Origin of the sequence: Streptomyces sp. NPDC102462, from assembly GCF_044765425.1 — a bacterium.
Classification (GTDB): Bacteria; Actinomycetota; Actinomycetes; order Streptomycetales; family Streptomycetaceae; genus Streptomyces.
The window spans coordinates 40834-58247 of record NZ_JBIWKB010000032.1 but is presented as its reverse complement, the minus strand read 5'-3'; the positions used below and the strand labels follow the sequence as shown (position 1 = coordinate 58247).

Below are 17414 nucleotides of genomic sequence, written 5' to 3'. Positions count from 1 at the left end.
TCGTGATGCTCGGGCTCCAGGCGACGCCCGCCGCCGGACGTGACGACGCCCCCGCGGCGGCGGCCGAGCAGGTGCTCACCTGGACCGCGGGCGACGACATCACCAAGTACCTCTCGGCGCCCACGACGGCCGTCGCGGGGCAGGCCACGATCGTCTTCGAGAACAGCGCGGCGACCGGCAACACCACCGGAATGCCGCACACGCTGACCTTCGTGACCACCGACCCGGAGTACAACAGCGACGTCCAGGTCAACATCCTCGCCAACCCGTTCGACGACCAGGGCGGCCGGCACACCGCCGAGGTCACCCTGACGCCGGGCCGCTACTTCTACCACTGCACCATCCCCGGCCACGGCCAGATGCAGGGCGTCCTGGTGGTGACCGAGGGTGGCGGCTCGGACACGACGGCGCCCGAGACCTCGGCGACGGTCGACGGCGCCCGCAACGCGCAGGGCGAGTACGTGGGTTCGGCGAGCGTGTCGATCGCGGCCACCGACGAGGGCTCCGGCGTGGACCGCGTCGAGTACGCGATCGGTGCCGAGGGCGCCTGGCAGCCGTACACCGCCCCCGTGGTCATCGACCAGGTGGGCAGCCACAGTGTGCGCTACCGGGCGACCGACAAGGCGGGCAACGTGTCCGCGGAGAAGAGCGTCGAGTTCACCGTCGTCGCTCAGCCCTCGGACGACACGACGGCGCCCGAGACCTCGGCGACCGTCAGCGGTGAGCGCAACGCCGACGGCGCCTACATCGACATGGCGACGGTCACGGTCACCGCCTCGGACACCGGGTCGGGGGTCAACACCATCGAGTACGCCATCGGCACGGGCGCCTGGCAGCCGTACAACGGACCGGTGATGGTGCACCAGACCGGCACCCACACCGTCCGCTACCGGGCCACGGACAAGGCGGGCAATGTGTCCGCCGACAAGAGCGTGGAGTTCACCGTGGTCTCCGCCCCGCCGCAGGACACCGTCCCGCCGGTCACCGGGGTGAGCGTCGACGGCACGCGCAACTCGGACGGGGCGTACGTGGGCAACGCCAAGGTGACCGTGACCGCCACGGACGAGGGCGGTTCCGGGGTGGCCGGCATCGAGTACTCGCTCGACGCCGGGCCCTACCTGGCGTACACCGGCCCCGTGGTGGTGGACCGGGCCGGTGCGCACACGGTGGCCTACCGGGCGAGCGACAAGGCCGGCAACACCTCCGAACCGCGGTCCGTGAGCTTCACGGTCGTCGCGGGCGGTGGCGTGCCCGCGCCCAACTGCCCCGAGTACGACGAACGGTTGACGGTGATCGTCGGCACGGTCGACTCGGGCGTGCCGAACCGGGTCACCAACAACCGGTGCCGCATCAACGAGTTGATCGAGGACGAGAAGGAGTGGACGTCCCAGGCGCTGTTCCTCAAGCATGTGAAGACGGTCCTGGACCGGCTCCGCAAGGAAGGGGTCATCGACCAGCGGGAGTACAACGCCATCCAGAAGGCCGCCCGCCAGTCCGGCATCGGCAAGCCGGGCCAGACGACGGGCTACCGCACGATCCTGGACGGCACCGCCGACTCCTTCGCCAAGTGGGAGCACGTGGGCGGCGGTTCCTTCGCCCGCAACGGCGACGGGTCGATCACCAGCGGCACCAGCAAGGACGGCCTGGGCATGCTGTGGTACCCGCAGCGCAAGTACGGCGACTTCTCGCTGCGGCTGCAGTGGCGTGACGACGCACCGGGCACCGGCAACGCCAACTCCGGTGTGTTCGTGCGCTTCCCGCAGGTCCACGACAATCCGGAGGAGTCGCGGCCGGAGTGGGTCGCCATCAAGTTCGGGCACGAGGTGCAGGTGTTCGACCGGCCCGACGGCGACATGTACAAGACCGGCTCGATCTACGGCTTCGACCGGGTCGGGCTGGCCGGTGCCGGTGTGACGCAGAAGGGCACCTGGAACGACTACGAGATCCGCGTGGTCGACCAGCACTACTCCGTGTACCGCAACGGCGTGCTGATCAACGAGTTCGACAACATCGGCGGCCAGGACTTCTACCCGCCCCGCTCGGACGACCCGGGCACGGACGGGCGGCGGTTCGCGTCCGGCTACGTCGGACTCCAGGTGCACAGCACGACGGACGTGATCTCCTACCGGGACGTCCGGATCAAGGACCTGTAGGGGCCGCGGAGCACCTGGGACGCGGGCACCGAGGAACCGTGCGGTGAGGAGCCGGCCGGCCGTCAGGACCCGGCCGGCTTCTCCTTGCGCGCTCGGCTCGGCTGCACCCGCTTGGGCTCCCCCGGCATCTTCGGGTACTCGGGCGGATACGGCAGGTCCCCGAGGCCGTGCTCGTGCTCGTCCCGGCGTGCCAGGTCGAGCAAGGCCTCCAGACAGAAAGCGTGGTCGTCCATGTCCGCGTGCACATCGCCCAGTTCGGCGAAGCGCGCGGGCATGGTCGCGAGGTCGAAGTCCTCGGGCCGTACCTCGTCCAGTTCGGGCCAGCGCAGCGGGGCCGAGACGGGGGCGTTCGGGCGGGGGCGCACGGAGTAGGCGGAGGCGATGGTGCGGTCGCGCGCGGTCTGGTTGTAGTCGAGGAAGATGCGCGCGCCGCGCTCCTCCTTCCACCATCTGATCGTCACCAGGTCCGGCATCCGGCGTTCCATCTCCCGGCCCACGGCGATCGCCGCGCGCCGCACCTGGGTGAAGGTCCAGCGCGGCTCGATCGGCACGAAGACATGCAGGCCGCGTCCGCCGGAGGTCTTGGGCCAGCCGCGCAGTCCGCCGAACTCGTCGAGGACGGCCCGTAGTTCGTGGGCGGCGCGCACCGCGTCGGCGAAGTCGGTGCCGGGCTGCGGGTCGAGGTCGATGCGCAGTTCGTCGGGCCGGTCGACGTCGTGGCGGCGCACCGGCCAGGGGTGGAAGGTGAGCGTGCCGAACTGCGCCGCCCACACGACGGCGGCCTCCTCGGTGGGGCACATCTCGTCCGCGCTGCGACCGCTGGGGAAGGTGATGTGGGCGGTCGGGATCCAGTCGGGCATGTTTCTGGGCGCCCGTTTCTGGAAGAAGGACTCGCCGGTCACACCCTCGGGGTAGCGCTCCAGGGTGGTGGGGCGGTCGCGCAGGGCGCGCAGGATGCCGGGGCCGACCGCCAGGTAGTACCGGGCGAGGTCCAGCTTGGTGAAACCGCGCTCCGGGAAGAAGACCTTGTCCGGGCTGGACAGCCGCACCGTCCTCGCGCCCGCTTCCAGTTCCACCGCGTCAGCCATGCGGCCACGGTAGGCGTACCGGGCACACCTCGCACACCGGGAGACACCCGGCGTATGCACGATGTCGTGCATACGCGCAGAATCAGAACATGGATCTACCGGTCATGCCGCCCGTGAAGCCGATGCTCGCCAAGCCGGTGGCGAGGATCCCGCCCGGCATGCACTACGAGGCCAAGTGGGACGGATTTCGCGCCATCGTGTTCCGCGACGGGCCCGAGGTGGAGCTGGGCAGCCGCACCGGGAAGCCGCTGACCAGGTACTTTCCCGAGCTGGTGGCGGCGCTCAAGGAGCGGGTGCCGAAGCGGTGCGTGCTGGACGGGGAGATCGTGATCGCCCTGAACGGGCGGCTGGACTTCGACGCGCTGACCGAGCGCATCCATCCGGCCGACTCCCGGGTGCGCACGCTCGCCGAGCGGACGCCGGCCTCGTTCGTCGCCTTCGACCTGCTGGCGCTGGACGACGAGTCGCTGCTCGACGCGCCGCTGACGGACCGGCGGGCGCTGCTGGTGCGGGCGCTGGCCGGGGCGACGGCTCCGGTGCACGTGGCGCCGGCCACCACGGACATCGACGTGGCGCGGCAGTGGTTCGAGCAGTACGAGGGCGCGGGCCTGGACGGCGTCATCGCCAAGCCGCCGGCGGGGCGCTACCGGCAGGACGAGCGGGTGATGTTCAAGATCAAACACGAGCGCACCGCGGACGTCGTGGTGGCCGGCTACCGCCTCCACAAGAGCGGCCCGGTGGTGGGCTCGCTGCTGCTTGGCCTGTACGACGACCGCGGCACGCTCCAGCATGTGGGCGTGTCCGCCGCCTTCCCGATGAAGCGGCGCGCGGAGCTGGTCGAGGAGCTGGCGCCGCTGCGGATGACGGACGTGACCGGGCACCCGTGGGCGGCCTGGGGCGAGGAGTCCGCACACGAGACGGCCCGGCTGCCCGGGGCGCCGAGCCGCTGGTCGGGCAAGAAGGACCTGTCCTGGGTGCCGCTGCGGCCGGAGCGGGTGGCGGAGGTGGCGTACGACCACATGGAAAGCGGCGCCCGTTTCCGGCACACGGCCCGCTTCCGCCGCTGGCGCCCGGACCGCACCCCCGACAGCTGCACCTACGCCCAACTGGAGGAACCGGTGCGCTACGACCTAGCGGAGATCTTCACCCCCCAACCCTGACAGCACCCCAAAGGGGCGCGAGGCCGTATCGACATGCGGCTCCGCCGCGCGAGCGCGCCCAGCCACAACGAAGCCGCAGCCGACCCACTTCAGCAGCGCCCCAAAGGGGCGCGAGGAACTGCGCGCCCAGCCACAACGGCGCCGCAGCCGACTCACTTCGACAGCGCCCCAAAGGGGCGCGGGGCTGTATCGACATGCGGCTCCGCCGCGCGGGCGCGACCAGCCACAACGACGCCGCAGACAAGCGACGACACATCACAGCACTCCCAGCGCAGCACCAGCGCAACCAGTCACGACGGTGCCGCAGGCAAACGGCGCCGCAGGCAAACGGTGCCGCAGGCAAACGGCGACACATCACGGCGCCCCCAGCGGAGCGCTTTGCGCCTGCTCCGCCCGCCTCACCAGTCCGTCCGCTCCGCAGGACCGCGCAAGCGACAGGCCCCGGTCGAGTTCGGCGGACGACCGCGCCGCGATGCCGTACTCGATGCGGGCCGCCGCGTGCTCGTACCGACAGGGCGAGGTCTCCAGATACGCCACGGCCTGGGCGGCGAGCCGCACCGCGCGCTGCCCGGTCTCCAGGGCCGCCGCACAGCGCAGGGCCTCGCCGATCGCCGTGTCGGTGCCGAACCGTTCGGCCTGCCGGCGGGCGTCGGTGGCCAGTCGGGCGGCCCGCGCCGGGTCCGTCGCGGCGAGCGCCCTGGCCAGGTCGACGGCCCAGGGCGCGAGCACCGGGTTGTGGCCCCCGCGGGCCGCGGCGGCCTTCTCGGCGGCCTCCAGCTCGTTGATGCCCTCCTCGGTGCGGCCGACGGCGAGCAGCAGCCGGCCGCGCACACAGCGGGTGTCGGGCAGCACGATGGTCGACGGATGGGGCGGCGCGAAGTCGTACTGCTCGGCGACCGTCCATGCCTCCTCGACCCGGCCGCGGGCCAGCAGCGTGTCGACGAGTCCGCAGCTGGCCGACCAGTGCAGGTGCAGCCGGCGGCCGACCCCCTCGGCCAGTTCCAGCGCATCGCGCAGGACGGCCTCCGCTTCCTTCAGCCGGCCCTGCCTGCGCAGGGCGAGCCCGAGGGACGCGTTCGCCAGGGCGAGGTGGCCGCCGCTCCAGCGCGCGGTCGTATAGGCGCGCAGCGCCTCGGCGAACAGGCTCTCGGCACGGTCGAGCCGGTCGGCGTAGGCGTACGAGCCGCCCAGCATCATCAGCAGTTCGATGCCCCACTCGGTGTCGGTCCAGCCGAGGCCCGGCGCCGGACGGCCGTCGACCAGGGCGCGGTCGCACCACTCGACGACCTCCTCGGCGCTCTCACCGTGCGTCATCGCGTCGAATCCACGCAGGATCAGCAGGGCCCGTTCGGAGTTGTCGCGGCCGGTGCAGGTCCGGGCCAGGTCGGCGAGCCGCTGGGAGCGGCCGGGCGCCGCGGCCTCGCCGTGGATGACCTCCCCCATGAAGCGCACGGCCTGCAGCCGCAGCCGGGCGGGACCCGGTGCGTGGCGCGCCGCCTCGGCCTCGACGGTGCGTACGGCGTCCTCCACCTGGTCGTTGTGCAGGAGCGCCTGGGAGAGCCGGACGACGGCGTCGACGCGGGTGGCACCGTCGAGGCCGGGCATGGCCAGGGCGCTGCGCAGGTGGTCGACGGTGGTGGCGGGCGCCGTCAGCAGGGTGGCGCAGCCCAGTTCGAGGAGCACGTGGGCGTGCACCTCGGGCAGCGGCGGCTCCAGCAGGGCGCGCTCCAGACAGCGCCGGGCCGCGTCGGGCGCGCCGACGGCGAGGTGTTCCCGGGCGGCCTCGCGCAACTGCTCGACCAGTTCCTCGTCGTCGTCCGGGTGCACCCGCAGGAGGTGCCGGGAGGCCGCTGCGGCACCGCGCCCCGAGTCGGTGACGACCTGGGCGGCGATGCCGTGCATGGCGGTGCACAGCGCCTCGGGGATGGAGTGGTAGACCGCGGAGGCGATCAGCGGGTGGACGAACTCCAGGTCGCCCTGGTCCGGGCGGGCGTCCGCCGGGTCGGGCCGGGCGAGGATGCGGGCGGTGCACAGCAGGTCGGCGCAGCGCTGCGCCGCCTCGACGTTCATGGTGGCCAGTCGGGCGACCTGGTCCACGGTGATGCCGGTGCCGAGGACGGCGGCGGCCCAGGCGAACCGGGTGGCGTCCATGCCGAGGCCCTCGAGCCGGGCGACGAGTTCGCCGCCGCGGGCGGAGCGGTTGAGCGGGCGCAGGTCGCCGGCCCGGGCCTCGACCGGTTCGAGTTCGCTGTCCTGGACCTTGGCGAGGAGTTCGACCGTCTCGTACGGGTTGCCGCCGGTGACCGCCCAGACCTCGCGGCAGAACGCGGCGTCGGCGTGCGGGCCGAGGGTGGCGCGGGTCAGTCCTGCAGTGGCGTCCGGGGTGAGGGCGCTGAGGCGGGCGACGGGGCCGGCCGCGACGGCGGCCACGGTTTCGAGGTGCCGGGCGCTCTCGCCGCTCACCTCGCCGGGTCTGCGGGCGACCACGACCAGCACGGGCAGCTCGTACAGGCGCTGCGCGAAGGCGGCCAGCCAGCACAGGGTCTCCTGGTCGGCCCAGTGGGCGTCGTCGATGAGCAGCACCAGCGGCCGCTCCCGTTCGGCCAGCCGGCCGACGGCGGCGACGAGTCCGTCGCACACGTCCCGCGGGTCGGGCTGCCCCGCAACGGGGTCCGCGATGCCGAGGGCGGGGCCCGCGATGTCGTACGAGTCGCCGAGGTGGTCGCGCGCCTCCTCGGGTCGCAGCGACACCAGGGCGGGCTGGAGCAGTTGGCGTACCACGTTGAACGGGACGGACCGCAGCGTCTCGCTGCCGCGGGCTGACCACACCGTGCAGCCGCGGCGCTCGGCGATGCGCCTGCTCTCCGCGAGGAGCGCGGTCTTGCCGAGTCCCGCCTCGCCCTGGAACACCAGCAGGCTTCCCGCGGACGACCGGTCGGCGCACAGGACGTCGAGCGCCCGCGTGACGGCGGCGATCTCCGCGTCGCGCTCCCACAGGGAGGCGGAGCCGGCCGCGCGGGGCCGTACCTGCGTCATCCCGTTACCTCCCCAAGTCGCCCGAACGACGTACGGATCCCGAGCGTAGCCGTCCGGCGGGTCGCGCGGAGGAGCGTCCGGGCAGCTCCTGTCATGAGGGGTGAACCGCTTGCCGACCCGGGCGAGGTGCCCCGGTCCCGGCGGGCCGGTGTCGAGCGAACGGAGGGTCGACCGGGCCGGGGCGGCAGGCCGGTGGCGGTGGTCGGGGGTCCTCTCATCCGGCTTTCACCGACGCCTCATACGGTGGGGCCATGACGCAGGTGACTCCTCCCGGGTGGTACCCCGACCCCGGGCAGACGAATGACGGTCCGCCCACCGAACGCTGGTGGGACGGCAAGGCATGGACGGACCAGACCCGCCCCGCCGGGCCGGCCGCCGCCTGGGGTCCCCCGACGCAGCCGGCCGGGCTCTACCCGCCCTATCCCGCGCAGCCGCCGGCCGGCCCGCGGCGGGGGCTGCGCACCGGGATCGCGGTCGGCGTGGCGGCGGCGGTGCTCGCGGGCATCGGGATCGGCGTGTACGCGCTGTCCGACGGCGGCTCCGGTGGCGACAGGGCCGGTTCCCAGCGGGTGCCGGGCGGTACCGAGGGGCAGAACGGCGGGCCGTTCGGCGGGCCGGGCGGCGGCTCGGGCGGTGGTCCGGGAGGCGGATCCGGCGGCTCGGGCGAATCCGGTGGCGGCTCGCCGGCGCCCGGGGAGTCCGAGGCGCCGAAGGTCGAGGGCGGTGGCACGGTGTCGGACCCGGTCAACGGCATCAGCCTGCCGGTGCCGGACGGCTGGACCGGGCAGGTGTTCAACGCGGGCGCGCAGGTGACGTCCGGCCACTCCTACAAGTGCCCGGGCGACACCTCCAAGACGTGCACCGACGGCGGTGCCTACTCGGCGCCCGCGCTGGTGCTCGGCACCGACGGGAGCACGGCCGAGGAGGTCGCCAAGGCGGACATCGCGGCCAACGCGGAGGAGTCGTACGGCGGCAAGACCTACGGCAGCATCACCTCGCACGAGGTGCTGGCCGCCAAGGCGGTCACCGTGGCCGGGCAGAAGGGCTACATGGTGCGCTGGAAGGCGGTCACGAGCAAGGGCAGCGACGGCTACGTCGAGTCGCTGGCGTTCCCCTCCCCCGCCAACGCCCGGCAGATGGTGGTGGTCCGCTTCGGCGTGGACGCCGGTGAGGGCACATCGGTGATCGACGACATCACCAAGGGCATCAAGGTCTCGTCGGGCGGCGGCAACGGCCAGAACGTCTGACAACCCCGCCCACGCGGAAGAGCCGACCGGTGCGGTCGGCCGCGCGCGCCGCACCCTCCGGTGCGGCCCGCCGCATGGAGGCGGCCGTCGTGGGGCCGTCGCTCACACCGGACGGCCGTCTCGGATCCTCGCCGGCGTGAGACGGCCGACCGGGAGCCACCCGCACGGAACGCACCCTCCCGTGCGGCCCGCCGCGTGGAGACGGCCGTCGCTCACGCCGGACGGCCGTCTCGGATCCTCGCCGGCGTGAGACGGCCGACCGGGAGCCACCCGCACGGAACGCACCCTCCCGTGCGGCCCGCCGCATGGAGACGGCCGGCGCGCACGCCGGACGGCCGTCTCGGATCGTCGCCGGCGTGAGATGGCCAAGCTCCGGCCCTTCGCCCGCGCGCGACGCAGCCTCCCTGCGGCCCGCCGCATGGGGCCGGCCGGTGGGGGCTTGTTCGTGGAGCGGGCGGGTGGGGTGCTTCGCCGGTGCTCTCGGGCGAGGGGTGGTCCGGGGAAGCGGTCGGCCGGGTGGGGTGTCCCTCCGCTCAAGGGGAACCCCACCCGGCCGGGGTGCGCCGCCCCCGTCCCCACGGTGCGGCGCGCACAGGCCTCCGTCCCGTCATCCCGTGGACGGTGGCCTGAGTCTCAGGTCAGGCCCAGCGCGGGCAGCACGGCCGCCTCCACGAACCCGACGAGATAGGCGGAGTCGGCGTACTGGCCGGTCAGCACGGGCCGGATGCGCAGCACTCCGAACATCATGGCGGGCACGTACTCCAGCGCGGGGTTGTCCGCGCGCACCTCGCCGCGTTCGACCCCGCGCCGCAGCATCTCCTGGAGCGCGGCGATCTCGGGGTCGACCAGTGCCTCCCGCAGCACGCCCTTCAGTTCGTGGTCGGCCGTGATCGCATGGCCGAGCGACTGGAGCAGCCGGGTGTCCTTGCCGGACCAGTCGCCCGCGGCGTGCGCGGCCTCGCGCAGGTCGTCCGCGAGCGACCCGGTGTCGATGCCGCCGAACCGCACCCGGCTGTTCGCGCGCAGCGCGGCCGCCACGAACCGGGGTTTCGTCTTCCACTGCCGGTAGAGCGTGGACTTGCTGCACCGCGTGCTGGCGGCGACGCCCTCCATGGTGACGGAGTCGTAGCCGCATTCGCGGATCTGTTCGAGCACGGCGTCGAAGAACTCCCGCTCACGCTCGGGCGTGATCTTGGAGCGGCGCGAGGCGGCGACCGTCTCCGGTCCGTCCGCGGCCTGCGACGTCATGCGCTGGTCTCCTCACTGCTCGGCCCGCCCCGGGGCTGCGCTCGAAGGGCGGGTCCACCATCCGTTCCCAGTGTGTCGCACATCAATCGATACGCCAGTGTACCGGTACAGGAGCGTATCGGTACACTGTCGTTTCGGTACGCATACGTATCGATGCGTATCGATGAGTCCTGGCCGGGGGTCCGGGGCTGCGCACCACCACACGCACGACCGTCAGCGAAAGGGCCGGGGGATGAATGCCCGAACCGAGCCTGCAGAAGCGGAGCCGGACTCCATAGCCCGGCCCCCGCTCGTCCGTGAGTTCCTGCTCGTCGCGGGGCTCTTCCTCGTCTACAAGTTCGGCCGGCAACTGGCCACGGGCCACACCGGCGAGGCCTTCCACAACGCCCACCGCGTCTGGGACCTGGAACGGACACTGCACCTCCCCGGCGAGGGCTCCGTGCAGTCCGCACTGCTGCACGGCGGCCCGCTCGTCCACCTGGCGAACACCTACTACGCGACGGTCCACTTCCCGGCCACGCTGGCCTTCCTGGTCTGGCTGTACCTGCGGCGCCCGGCGCACTACCTCTGGGCCCGCCGGGTGCTCGCCGCGGTCACCACCGCCGCCCTGGTGCTGCCCTTCACGTTCCCGCTCGCCCCGCCGCGCATGCTGGCCGCCACCGGTCTGGTGGACACCGCCCGCGTCTACGGACCCTCGGTGTACGGTCCGCCGTCGAGCGACCACCTGTCCAACCAGTTCGCGGCGATGCCGTCGCTGCACTTCGGCTGGGCCCTGATGGTGGCGATCGGGCTGACCGCGGCGACCCGCTCGCACTGGCGCTGGCTGTGGCTGCTGCACCCGCTGATCACCCTCCTCGTGATCGTCGCGACGGCGAACCACTACTGGCTGGACGCGATCGTCGCCGCGGCCCTGCTCGGCCTCGCCCTCGCCGCGATCCATCGCCCGCGCCGCGGCACCGCGACGGCGGGCCGCGGCACCCGGCGGTCCCTGCCGAAGGAGCGGGTCCTGGTGGGAGCGGACCGATGAGCCCGACGAGCTCAGCCCTGGTCGCCGTCGCCCTCTCCGTGGTCTCCGCCGTCGCGTACGCGGCCGCCGCGGTCGCGCAGGAGCGGCTGGCCGCCCGCAGCTCCGGTATCGGCCTGCTGCGGCTGCTGGGCACCGGTGCGTGGTGGACGTCGGTCGGGCTGAACGGGGGCGCCGCGGTGCTGCACGTGGCGGCCCTCAAGTACGGTCCGCTGACCGTCGTACAGCCGCTCGGCGCGCTCACTCTGGTGGCCGCGGTGCCGATGGGGGCCCGGCTGGCGGGACGGCGGGTCGGCGCCGCCGAGTGGCGGGGCACCGCCCTGACGCTGCTCGGACTCGCGGCGCTGCTGGTCACGGCGTCCGGACCGGCGCCGCACCGGGTGCTGTCCCTGACCGAGGCGCTGGCGGTGGCCGGTTCGACGGCCGCCCTGGTCGGCGTGCTGGCCCGGCCCGGTACCCGGCCGGGCCTGCGGCACGCGACGGCCTCGGGCGTCGCCTCGGGCGTGGCCTCGGCGCTCACCCAGACGGTGACCGTGGCGGCGACGGACCGCACGGGGCCGGTGCTGAGCCTGGCGGTGATCGTGGTCGCGCTGCTCGTCGCCGGGTTCGCCACCGGCGGGCTGCTGCTCTCGCAGAGCGCCTACCGGGACGGCCTGGGCGCGCCGCTCGCCGTGGTGACGCTGGCCAATCCGCTGGCCGCCGCGGTGATCGGCCTCGCCCTGCTCGGGCAGGGCCTCAGGGGCGGCGTCGGCGGTGTGCTGCTGGCGCTGGCCGGGGCGGCGGTGGCGTCCTGGGGGGTGGTGGTGCTGACCCGGGTGCCGCGGCCCGTCGCCGACCGTGCGACGGCGCACCCGGTGACCGCGGTGCTGGCTCTGGAGCCGCGGACCGGCCCGGCCGAACCGCCCCGCACACCCCCTCGCCCGGATCCCGGCCCCCTCACCGCGCTGTCGGGAGGGTCAGCCGAGGCCCCGTGAGTCCTGCTTGAGTGCGGTGTCGACGGTCAGGGCCGTGGCCACCACGAGGCTCAGCAGGGGTTCGGGGAGCTGGTAGTGGATCTGCAGGACGTAGTTGTCCGCGGTCGTGAACATCGTCTTGGCGAGCCCTTCCCAGGTCTTGGTGATCCGGGCCACCTCGTTGTCCGCGTGGTCGACGATGGCGAAGTTCCACGCCCGCCAGTTCTCCGCCCTGATGGCGCCGACCTGCCGGCCGTCCGCGTTCATCGCGAAGTTGATCTTCCCGATCATGTTCTGCTGGACGATCTCACCGACCGGCGAGCCGTCCGGGCGGGTCACGACCACCCGGGACTTGAAGACCTTCGCGGGCCGGGTGAGCACCAGCTGGGGCTGCCCGTAGGGGTCACGGATCTCCAGCCGGTGCGTCATGAACTGGTCGAGGCTGGAGACGAAGCGCAGCACCTTCTTCAGGGCGCTCTGCCCGACCTCGACCACGGCGCCGAGGTCGCGGCCCTGCTGGTCCATGACCTTGTACTCGTTGGTCAGCTCGATCAGCTTGGCCTTCTGGTTCACGACCAGCACCGGCTCGGTGAACAGCGTCCCGCCGCCGGCCGCGCCGCCCGCGACCCCGGCCTGCTGCTGCACCTGCCGCTGGACGCGCGCGTCGGCGGCGGGCTGCTGCGGCACCGAGGACTGCGGGGCGGCCGCCTGCTGGGCGCCCCCCTGGTCCGCATGGGTGTGTTCGGTCCACTGCGCGCCGTCCCAGTAACGGAGCGTCTGGGGCGCTCCGTGCGGATCGGGGTACCAGCCCGCGGGTGTGTTCGATTGCGTGGTCACCGGGGCACACTACCCCGATCCGGCCGGTACCCGTCCGGTCCGTCCGCCCCGGTTGTCATCGGGGCGTCACTGCGCGGCGATCGCCGGATCGCTGACCCCGGGGCGTCCGTTCTCGACGTGTCCGGCGAACCCGCGCAGGAAGCCCGGGTCGGTCTCGGACGTCACGGTCAGGTCGTACCAGCGCCGGCTCGCCGAGAGGTCCACGGTGCGCCGGACGGTGGCCCCGGCCCGCACCGTCACCGTCCACGGTTTGCCGCCGTACCCGTCGGCGACCCTCAGCCGCACCGTGCCGGAGCCCTTGTTGGTGAAGGTGAGCTGCACGTCGTCGCCCAGGGGCCGCACGGTGACCTCGGGCCCCGCGCTCCTGCCGGGGCCCTTGAACACGCGCAGGAAGCCGTTCGGGCCGTGCACGGTCAGGTCGTACGAGCCCTTCGAGTACGCCGAGTTCCAGGTGTCGGCGACGGACGTGCCCGCCTTTGTGGTGTAGGTCCAGGGGCCGTCGGTGCGGTTGCCGGAGGTGACGAGGAAGGCGGCGCCGGACCGCGCGCCGGAGGCGAAGCGAAGCGTGAACGTCCCGGCCGCCGGATCGGCCGCGCCGTCCACCACGGGGGCGTAGCCGAGCGGGCGGGTGGGTCGCAGGCCGCGCTCCTGCCGGGGCAGCGCCGGGTCGGCGGGCGGGGTGGGCACGTAGTCGGGGTGCCGGTCGCGGTCGGGCGGCAGATAGCCGTCGGTGGCGGGCAGGGCGAGGGGCCGGGTGTCCCTGCGGGAGAAGTCGAAGGCGGCGGTCAGGTCGCCGCAGACCGTGCGCCGCCAGGGCGAGATGTTCGGCTCGTGCACGCCGAAGCGGCGCTCCATGAACCGGATGACCGAGGTGTGGTCGAACGTCTCGGAGCAGACGAAGCCGCCCCTGCTCCACGGGGAGACGACCAGCATCGGCACCCGCTGGCCCAGCCCGTAGGGTCCCGCGACATGGCCGCCGTCGCCCTTGAACAGGTCGAGGCCCGCCTCGACGGTCGACTTGCCCTGTGCGGCGGAGGCCGGCGGGAACGGCGGGACCAGGTGGTCGAAGAAGCCGTCGTTCTCGTCGTAGGTGAGGAACAGGGCCGTCTTCGACCACACCTCGGGGTTCGAGGTGAGCGCGTCGAGGACCTGGGCGATGTACCAGGCGCCGTAGTTCGCGGGCCAGTTGGGGTGCTCGGTGAACGCCTCGGGGGCGACGATCCAGGAGATCTGCGGCAGGCTGCCGGACGCCACGTCCGCCCGCAGCCGGTCGAAGAAGCCCTCGCCCTTGCGGGCGTCGGTGCCGGTGCGCGCCTTGTCGTACAGCGGGTCGCCGGGCTCGGCGTTCTGGTACTGCTTGAAGTACAGCAGCGAGTTGTCGCCGTAGTTGCCGCGGTAGGCATCCTGTATCCAGCCCCAGCCGCCCTTCGCGTCGAGGCCGTCGCCGACGTCCTGGTAGGTCTTCCAGGAGATCCCGGCCCGCTCCAGGCGCTCGGGGTACGTCGTCCAGGAGTAGCCCGCCTCGTCGTTGCCGAGGACCGGGCCGCCGCCGCGGCCGTCGTTGCCCGTGTGGCCCGTCCACAGGTAGTAGCGGTTCGGGTCGGTGGAGCCGATGAACGAGCAGTGGTAGGCGTCGCAGATGGTGAACGCGTCCGCGAGCGCGTAGTGGAAGGGGATGTCCTGCCGGGTCAGGTACGCCATGGTCGTGGCGCCCTTGGCCGGCACCCACCGGTCGTACCTGCCCTGGGCGAAGGCGGCCTGGGTGTCGTTCCAGCCGTGCGGCAGGTCCTGGATGAAGGCGAGCCCCAGGTCGTCGGCTTCGGGGCGGAAGGGCAGCAGGTCCTTCCCGCCGTCCGACTGGTACCAGACGGGCCTGCCGTCGGGCCGCGCCACCGGGCGCGGGTCGCCGAAGCCGCGGACGCCGCTGAGCGAGCCGAAGTAGTGGTCGAAGGAGCGGTTCTCCTGCATGAGGACGACGATGTGCTCCACGTCCTCGACCGAGCCGGTGCGGTGGTTCGCGGGCAGCGCGGCGGCCCGCTCGATGCTGCCGGACAGGGCGGTGAAGGCCGAGGTGGCGCCCGCGAGTTGGAGGAATCTGCGCCGGTTGACTTCGGGCATGCGAGGGGCCTCTCATCTCTGGCGTACGGGACGTCAGGGGTGTGACGGAAGGTGCGCGGTGCGAGTGTTCCAAGAGCAGCGAACGTCAGGGAAGGGTGTGATGGCGTCGATGTGAAGGTCGGTGGTACAGGCAGCGGCACCCGACGGGTCAGACACGGAACGGCGCGGGCAGGGCGGCGCGGCGGCGGGCGCGGCCCGTGCACTCTCTTCACGCCGCGGCCCGCGCCCCGGTGTCGGGGGGCGCGGGCCGCGGGGCGGTGCGGGTCAGGGGGTCAGGTAGGCCTCCACCTCGCTGAACTGGCCCGCCGGCCAGCCGGTGTTGGCGCTGACCGTCAGCCGCAGGTGGCGCAGGCTGGTGCCGCTCGGCAGGGCGACGGTGGCCGTGTTGCCGGTGGCCGGGTCGAAGCGGTAGCCCTGGGCGCCGGCCACCGTGGCGTAGTTCTGGCCGTCGGTGCTGCCGAGCACGGCGATGGTCTGGGTGCGTGCGCCCCAGGCCGTGGACGGCGGCAGCTTCAGCACCAGGCGGCGTACCGCCTGCGCGGACCCGAGGTCGACCGTCAGGGACTGCGGGAAGGCGTTGTTGGTGGACTCCCAGTAACTGTTCGCGTCGCCGTCGACCGCCTTGCCGGGTGTGTAGACGTCCACGGAGCCGGTGGCGGTGGCGGGGCGGCCCTTGGCCAGGTTGCGGGCCGGGTCGGGGTCGGGGTTGCCCTGGCCCGGCTGGGGCCAGCTGGAGCAGTCCGACCAGGTGCTGTTCCAGCCGGAGTTGCCGCCGCCGTCGGTCAGGGTGAAGGAGCCGGAGCCCGTCGGGTAGGGGCAGTTGTAGAGGCCGGCGGCGCCGACCGCGGTTGCGGTGACGTTGCGGAAGGTGGCGGCGCCCTGTGCCTCGGCCTGGACGACGACGGTACCGGTGTTGCGCACCGTCGCGCCGTCCACGGTGACGCCACGGACCGGGTAGCCCTGACCGCCGCCGGAGACGAACTCGAAGGCGCTGTAAGGGCTGTCGGTGATGGTGGTGTTGGTGATGTTGACGGTCGCGTTGATGGCGCTGTCGTAGGAGTCGACGCGCAGCGCGCCCATCGGGTGGTTCCAGTTCGGGTTCATGGCGCCGGTGCGCACGAGGGTGTTGCCGTCGACGGTGATGGTGCCGGCCAGCGGGGAGAAGGGGTCGAGGAACTTCTGGTTGGAGATCGCGATGCCGCTGCCGAGGGCGTTGGTGTCGGAGATCAGGTTGTTCTTGACGGTGATGTTCGTGCCGCCGTAGACGGCGATGCCGTTGGCGAGGTTGGGCTGCGAGATGGTGTTGTTCTCGAAGCTGCTGTCGGTGTCCGGCGCGTACAGCGACCACATGGCGAGCGAGTCGTCGCCCTGGTTGCGCAGGAAGTTGTTGCGGACCCGGACGCCCTTGGCGTTGCCGTTGAGGTTGAGGCCGTCGGCGGTGGTGTCGAGGATGCGGTTGTCCTCGACGACCAGGTTGTCGTTGTTGCCCATCAGCCAGAGGCCGACCTTGACGTGCTGGATCCACATGCCGGACACCGAACTGTTCGGCCCCAGCGACCCGTTGACGAAGTTGTCGGGGTTGGAGTCGACGCGTTCGGTGACCTCGCCGATGACCGCGAAGTCCTTGATGTGGACGTTGCCCGAGGAGGTGGACTGGTCGATGAAGCGGGAGGTGTGCACGACGGAGTGCCAGCTGCCGGCGCCCTGCAGCGTCACGTTCTGCACGCCGCCGAGCGAGGAGGTCAGCCGGTAGTCGCCCGGCGGGATCCAGACCACGCCGCCCTGCGCGGCGGCGATGGCGTCCCGGAATGCCTGGGTGGAGTCGCCGTTGCCGCTGGGGTCGGCGCCCTTGGCGGTGACGGAGACCGATCCGTTGGGCTGGGTGGCCGCGGCGGCCACCTGTTCGAAGTCGGCGACGTCCACGGTGACCTGGGTGCCCGTCGACTGGACGGCGACCTTGTCGCCCGCCTGCACGTTCTGGCCGAGCAGCAGCCGGGCGTTGTCGAAGAAGTGGTGGGTCTTGGCGCCGGGGATCCAGCCGGTGTCGATGTAGGAGTACTTGGCGGTGACCGTGAGCGTCTTCGCCAGCTTCTGCCCGTTGACGTACACGTCGAGGGTGCCGGACTGGCCGTCCGGGACGCTGTAGGCGAGGTTCATCGCGTTGGCCGCGCGCGGCACGGTGAACTCGACGCGCTGGCCCGAGGTGAGCCGCACGGCCTGGCGGCCGGATGCCTCGGAGGCGAGCGTGCCCTGGGTGTGGTCGGGGCCGATCCGGGTGCCGGTGGTGGTGGCCGACTCGGCCTCGACCGAGGTGAACGGCAGGGTGGCGCCGGCCGCCGCGTGCGCGGACGGCGCGAGGGTGACGAGCATGCCGGCCGCGAGGGCGACGGCCGCGCCGATGGCCGGCATGCGCCTGACAGTTCTGCGGGTGCTGCTGAACATGTGCTGATCCCTTCGTGGTGGGGGTGCGGGGATGAGCGAGGTGCAAAACAGCGGGGTGCCGTGGAGGGAAACGGCGGGGCGTGCGGGGATCACGAGCGTGCGGTGGAC

At 72.7% G+C, this 17414-nt stretch carries 11 protein-coding genes; 5 read left to right on the top strand and 6 right to left on the bottom strand.

The window, feature by feature from the left end:
- Window positions 1-5: 5 nt before the first annotated feature.
- The gene (locus ACIRFL_RS25830; protein ID WP_404032875.1) at window positions 6-2153 is read left to right on the top strand and encodes an OmpL47-type beta-barrel domain-containing protein; all 2148 of its coding nucleotides are present in this window, start codon (window positions 6-8) and stop codon (window positions 2151-2153) included.
- A 62-nt stretch (window positions 2154-2215) separates the two neighbouring features.
- On the opposite strand, the gene ligD is transcribed toward ACIRFL_RS25830, so the two are convergent.
- Window positions 2216-3241 carry a non-homologous end-joining DNA ligase gene (ligD, locus tag ACIRFL_RS25825; RefSeq protein WP_404032758.1) on the bottom strand — a complete coding sequence of 342 codons (1026 nt, stop codon included), beginning with the start codon at window positions 3239-3241 and terminating at the stop codon, window positions 2216-2218.
- A gap of 89 nt (window positions 3242-3330) precedes the next feature.
- Between ligD and ACIRFL_RS25820 the strand changes: the two genes are divergently transcribed.
- The gene (locus tag ACIRFL_RS25820; protein WP_404032755.1) at window positions 3331-4401 is read left to right on the top strand and encodes an ATP-dependent DNA ligase; all 1071 of its coding nucleotides are present in this window, start codon (window positions 3331-3333) and stop codon (window positions 4399-4401) included.
- A 354-nt stretch (window positions 4402-4755) separates the two neighbouring features.
- On the opposite strand, the gene ACIRFL_RS25815 is transcribed toward ACIRFL_RS25820, so the two are convergent.
- Window positions 4756-7437: an ATP-binding protein gene (locus ACIRFL_RS25815; RefSeq protein WP_404032752.1), complete on the bottom strand. Its 2682-nt coding sequence runs from the start codon at window positions 7435-7437 to the stop codon at window positions 4756-4758.
- 251 nt (window positions 7438-7688) lie between these two features.
- Between ACIRFL_RS25815 and ACIRFL_RS25810 the strand changes: the two genes are divergently transcribed.
- Window positions 7689-8684 (top strand): DUF2510 domain-containing protein, encoded by a 996-nt coding sequence (locus ACIRFL_RS25810; protein ID WP_404032749.1) that lies wholly within the window; start codon window positions 7689-7691, stop codon window positions 8682-8684.
- A 633-nt stretch (window positions 8685-9317) separates the two neighbouring features.
- On the opposite strand, the gene ACIRFL_RS25805 is transcribed toward ACIRFL_RS25810, so the two are convergent.
- Window positions 9318-9932: a TetR/AcrR family transcriptional regulator C-terminal ligand-binding domain-containing protein gene (locus ACIRFL_RS25805; protein WP_404032746.1), complete on the bottom strand. Its 615-nt coding sequence runs from the start codon at window positions 9930-9932 to the stop codon at window positions 9318-9320.
- Between the two features lie 232 nt (window positions 9933-10164).
- On the opposite strand from ACIRFL_RS25805, the gene ACIRFL_RS25800 reads away from it, so the two are divergent.
- Both ACIRFL_RS25800 and ACIRFL_RS25795 read left to right on the top strand, forming a co-directional pair.
- Window positions 10165-10959, top strand: a complete 795-nt coding sequence (locus ACIRFL_RS25800; protein ID WP_404032744.1) for a phosphatase PAP2 family protein — start codon at window positions 10165-10167, stop codon at window positions 10957-10959.
- Complete coding sequence (locus ACIRFL_RS25795; RefSeq protein ID WP_404032742.1) at window positions 10956-11930, top strand: hypothetical protein; 975 nt, start codon at window positions 10956-10958, stop codon at window positions 11928-11930. Before ACIRFL_RS25800 ends, ACIRFL_RS25795 begins: the two co-directional genes overlap by 4 nt.
- Here ACIRFL_RS25795 and ACIRFL_RS25790 read toward each other — a convergent pair.
- The 3 genes from ACIRFL_RS25790 to ACIRFL_RS25780 form a co-directional block, all read right to left on the bottom strand.
- Window positions 11913-12746 carry a phospholipid scramblase-related protein gene (locus ACIRFL_RS25790; RefSeq protein WP_404032739.1) on the bottom strand — a complete coding sequence of 278 codons (834 nt, stop codon included), beginning with the start codon at window positions 12744-12746 and terminating at the stop codon, window positions 11913-11915. The two genes, ACIRFL_RS25795 and ACIRFL_RS25790, sit on opposite strands and share 18 nt — an antisense overlap.
- A gap of 66 nt (window positions 12747-12812) precedes the next feature.
- Entirely contained in the window at window positions 12813-14864 is a 2052-nt protein-coding gene (locus ACIRFL_RS25785; protein WP_404032737.1) for a phosphocholine-specific phospholipase C, read from the bottom strand.
- Window positions 14865-15128: 264 nt separating this feature from the next.
- Window positions 15129-17306 (bottom strand): discoidin domain-containing protein, encoded by a 2178-nt coding sequence (locus tag ACIRFL_RS25780; protein ID WP_404032734.1) that lies wholly within the window; start codon window positions 17304-17306, stop codon window positions 15129-15131.
- Window positions 17307-17414: the final 108 nt, after the last annotated feature.

What these genes read in the sequence shown, in the direction of transcription:
- ACIRFL_RS25830 (WP_404032875.1), top strand. Translation starts at nt 6, where the DNA reads ATGCTCGGGCTCCAGGCGACGCCCGCCGCCGGACGTGACGACGCCCCC.
- ligD (WP_404032758.1), bottom strand. Translation starts at nt 3,241, where the DNA reads ATGGCTGACGCGGTGGAACTGGAAGCGGGCGCGAGGACGGTGCGGCTG.
- ACIRFL_RS25820 (WP_404032755.1), top strand. Translation starts at nt 3,331, where the DNA reads ATGGATCTACCGGTCATGCCGCCCGTGAAGCCGATGCTCGCCAAGCCG.
- ACIRFL_RS25815 (WP_404032752.1), bottom strand. Translation starts at nt 7,437, where the DNA reads ATGACGCAGGTACGGCCCCGCGCGGCCGGCTCCGCCTCCCTGTGGGAG.
- ACIRFL_RS25810 (WP_404032749.1), top strand. Translation starts at nt 7,689, where the DNA reads ATGACGCAGGTGACTCCTCCCGGGTGGTACCCCGACCCCGGGCAGACG.
- ACIRFL_RS25805 (WP_404032746.1), bottom strand. Translation starts at nt 9,932, where the DNA reads ATGACGTCGCAGGCCGCGGACGGACCGGAGACGGTCGCCGCCTCGCGC.
- ACIRFL_RS25800 (WP_404032744.1), top strand. Translation starts at nt 10,165, where the DNA reads ATGAATGCCCGAACCGAGCCTGCAGAAGCGGAGCCGGACTCCATAGCC.
- ACIRFL_RS25795 (WP_404032742.1), top strand. Translation starts at nt 10,956, where the DNA reads ATGAGCCCGACGAGCTCAGCCCTGGTCGCCGTCGCCCTCTCCGTGGTC.
- ACIRFL_RS25785 (WP_404032737.1), bottom strand. Translation starts at nt 14,864, where the DNA reads ATGCCCGAAGTCAACCGGCGCAGATTCCTCCAACTCGCGGGCGCCACC.
- ACIRFL_RS25780 (WP_404032734.1), bottom strand. Translation starts at nt 17,306, where the DNA reads ATGTTCAGCAGCACCCGCAGAACTGTCAGGCGCATGCCGGCCATCGGC.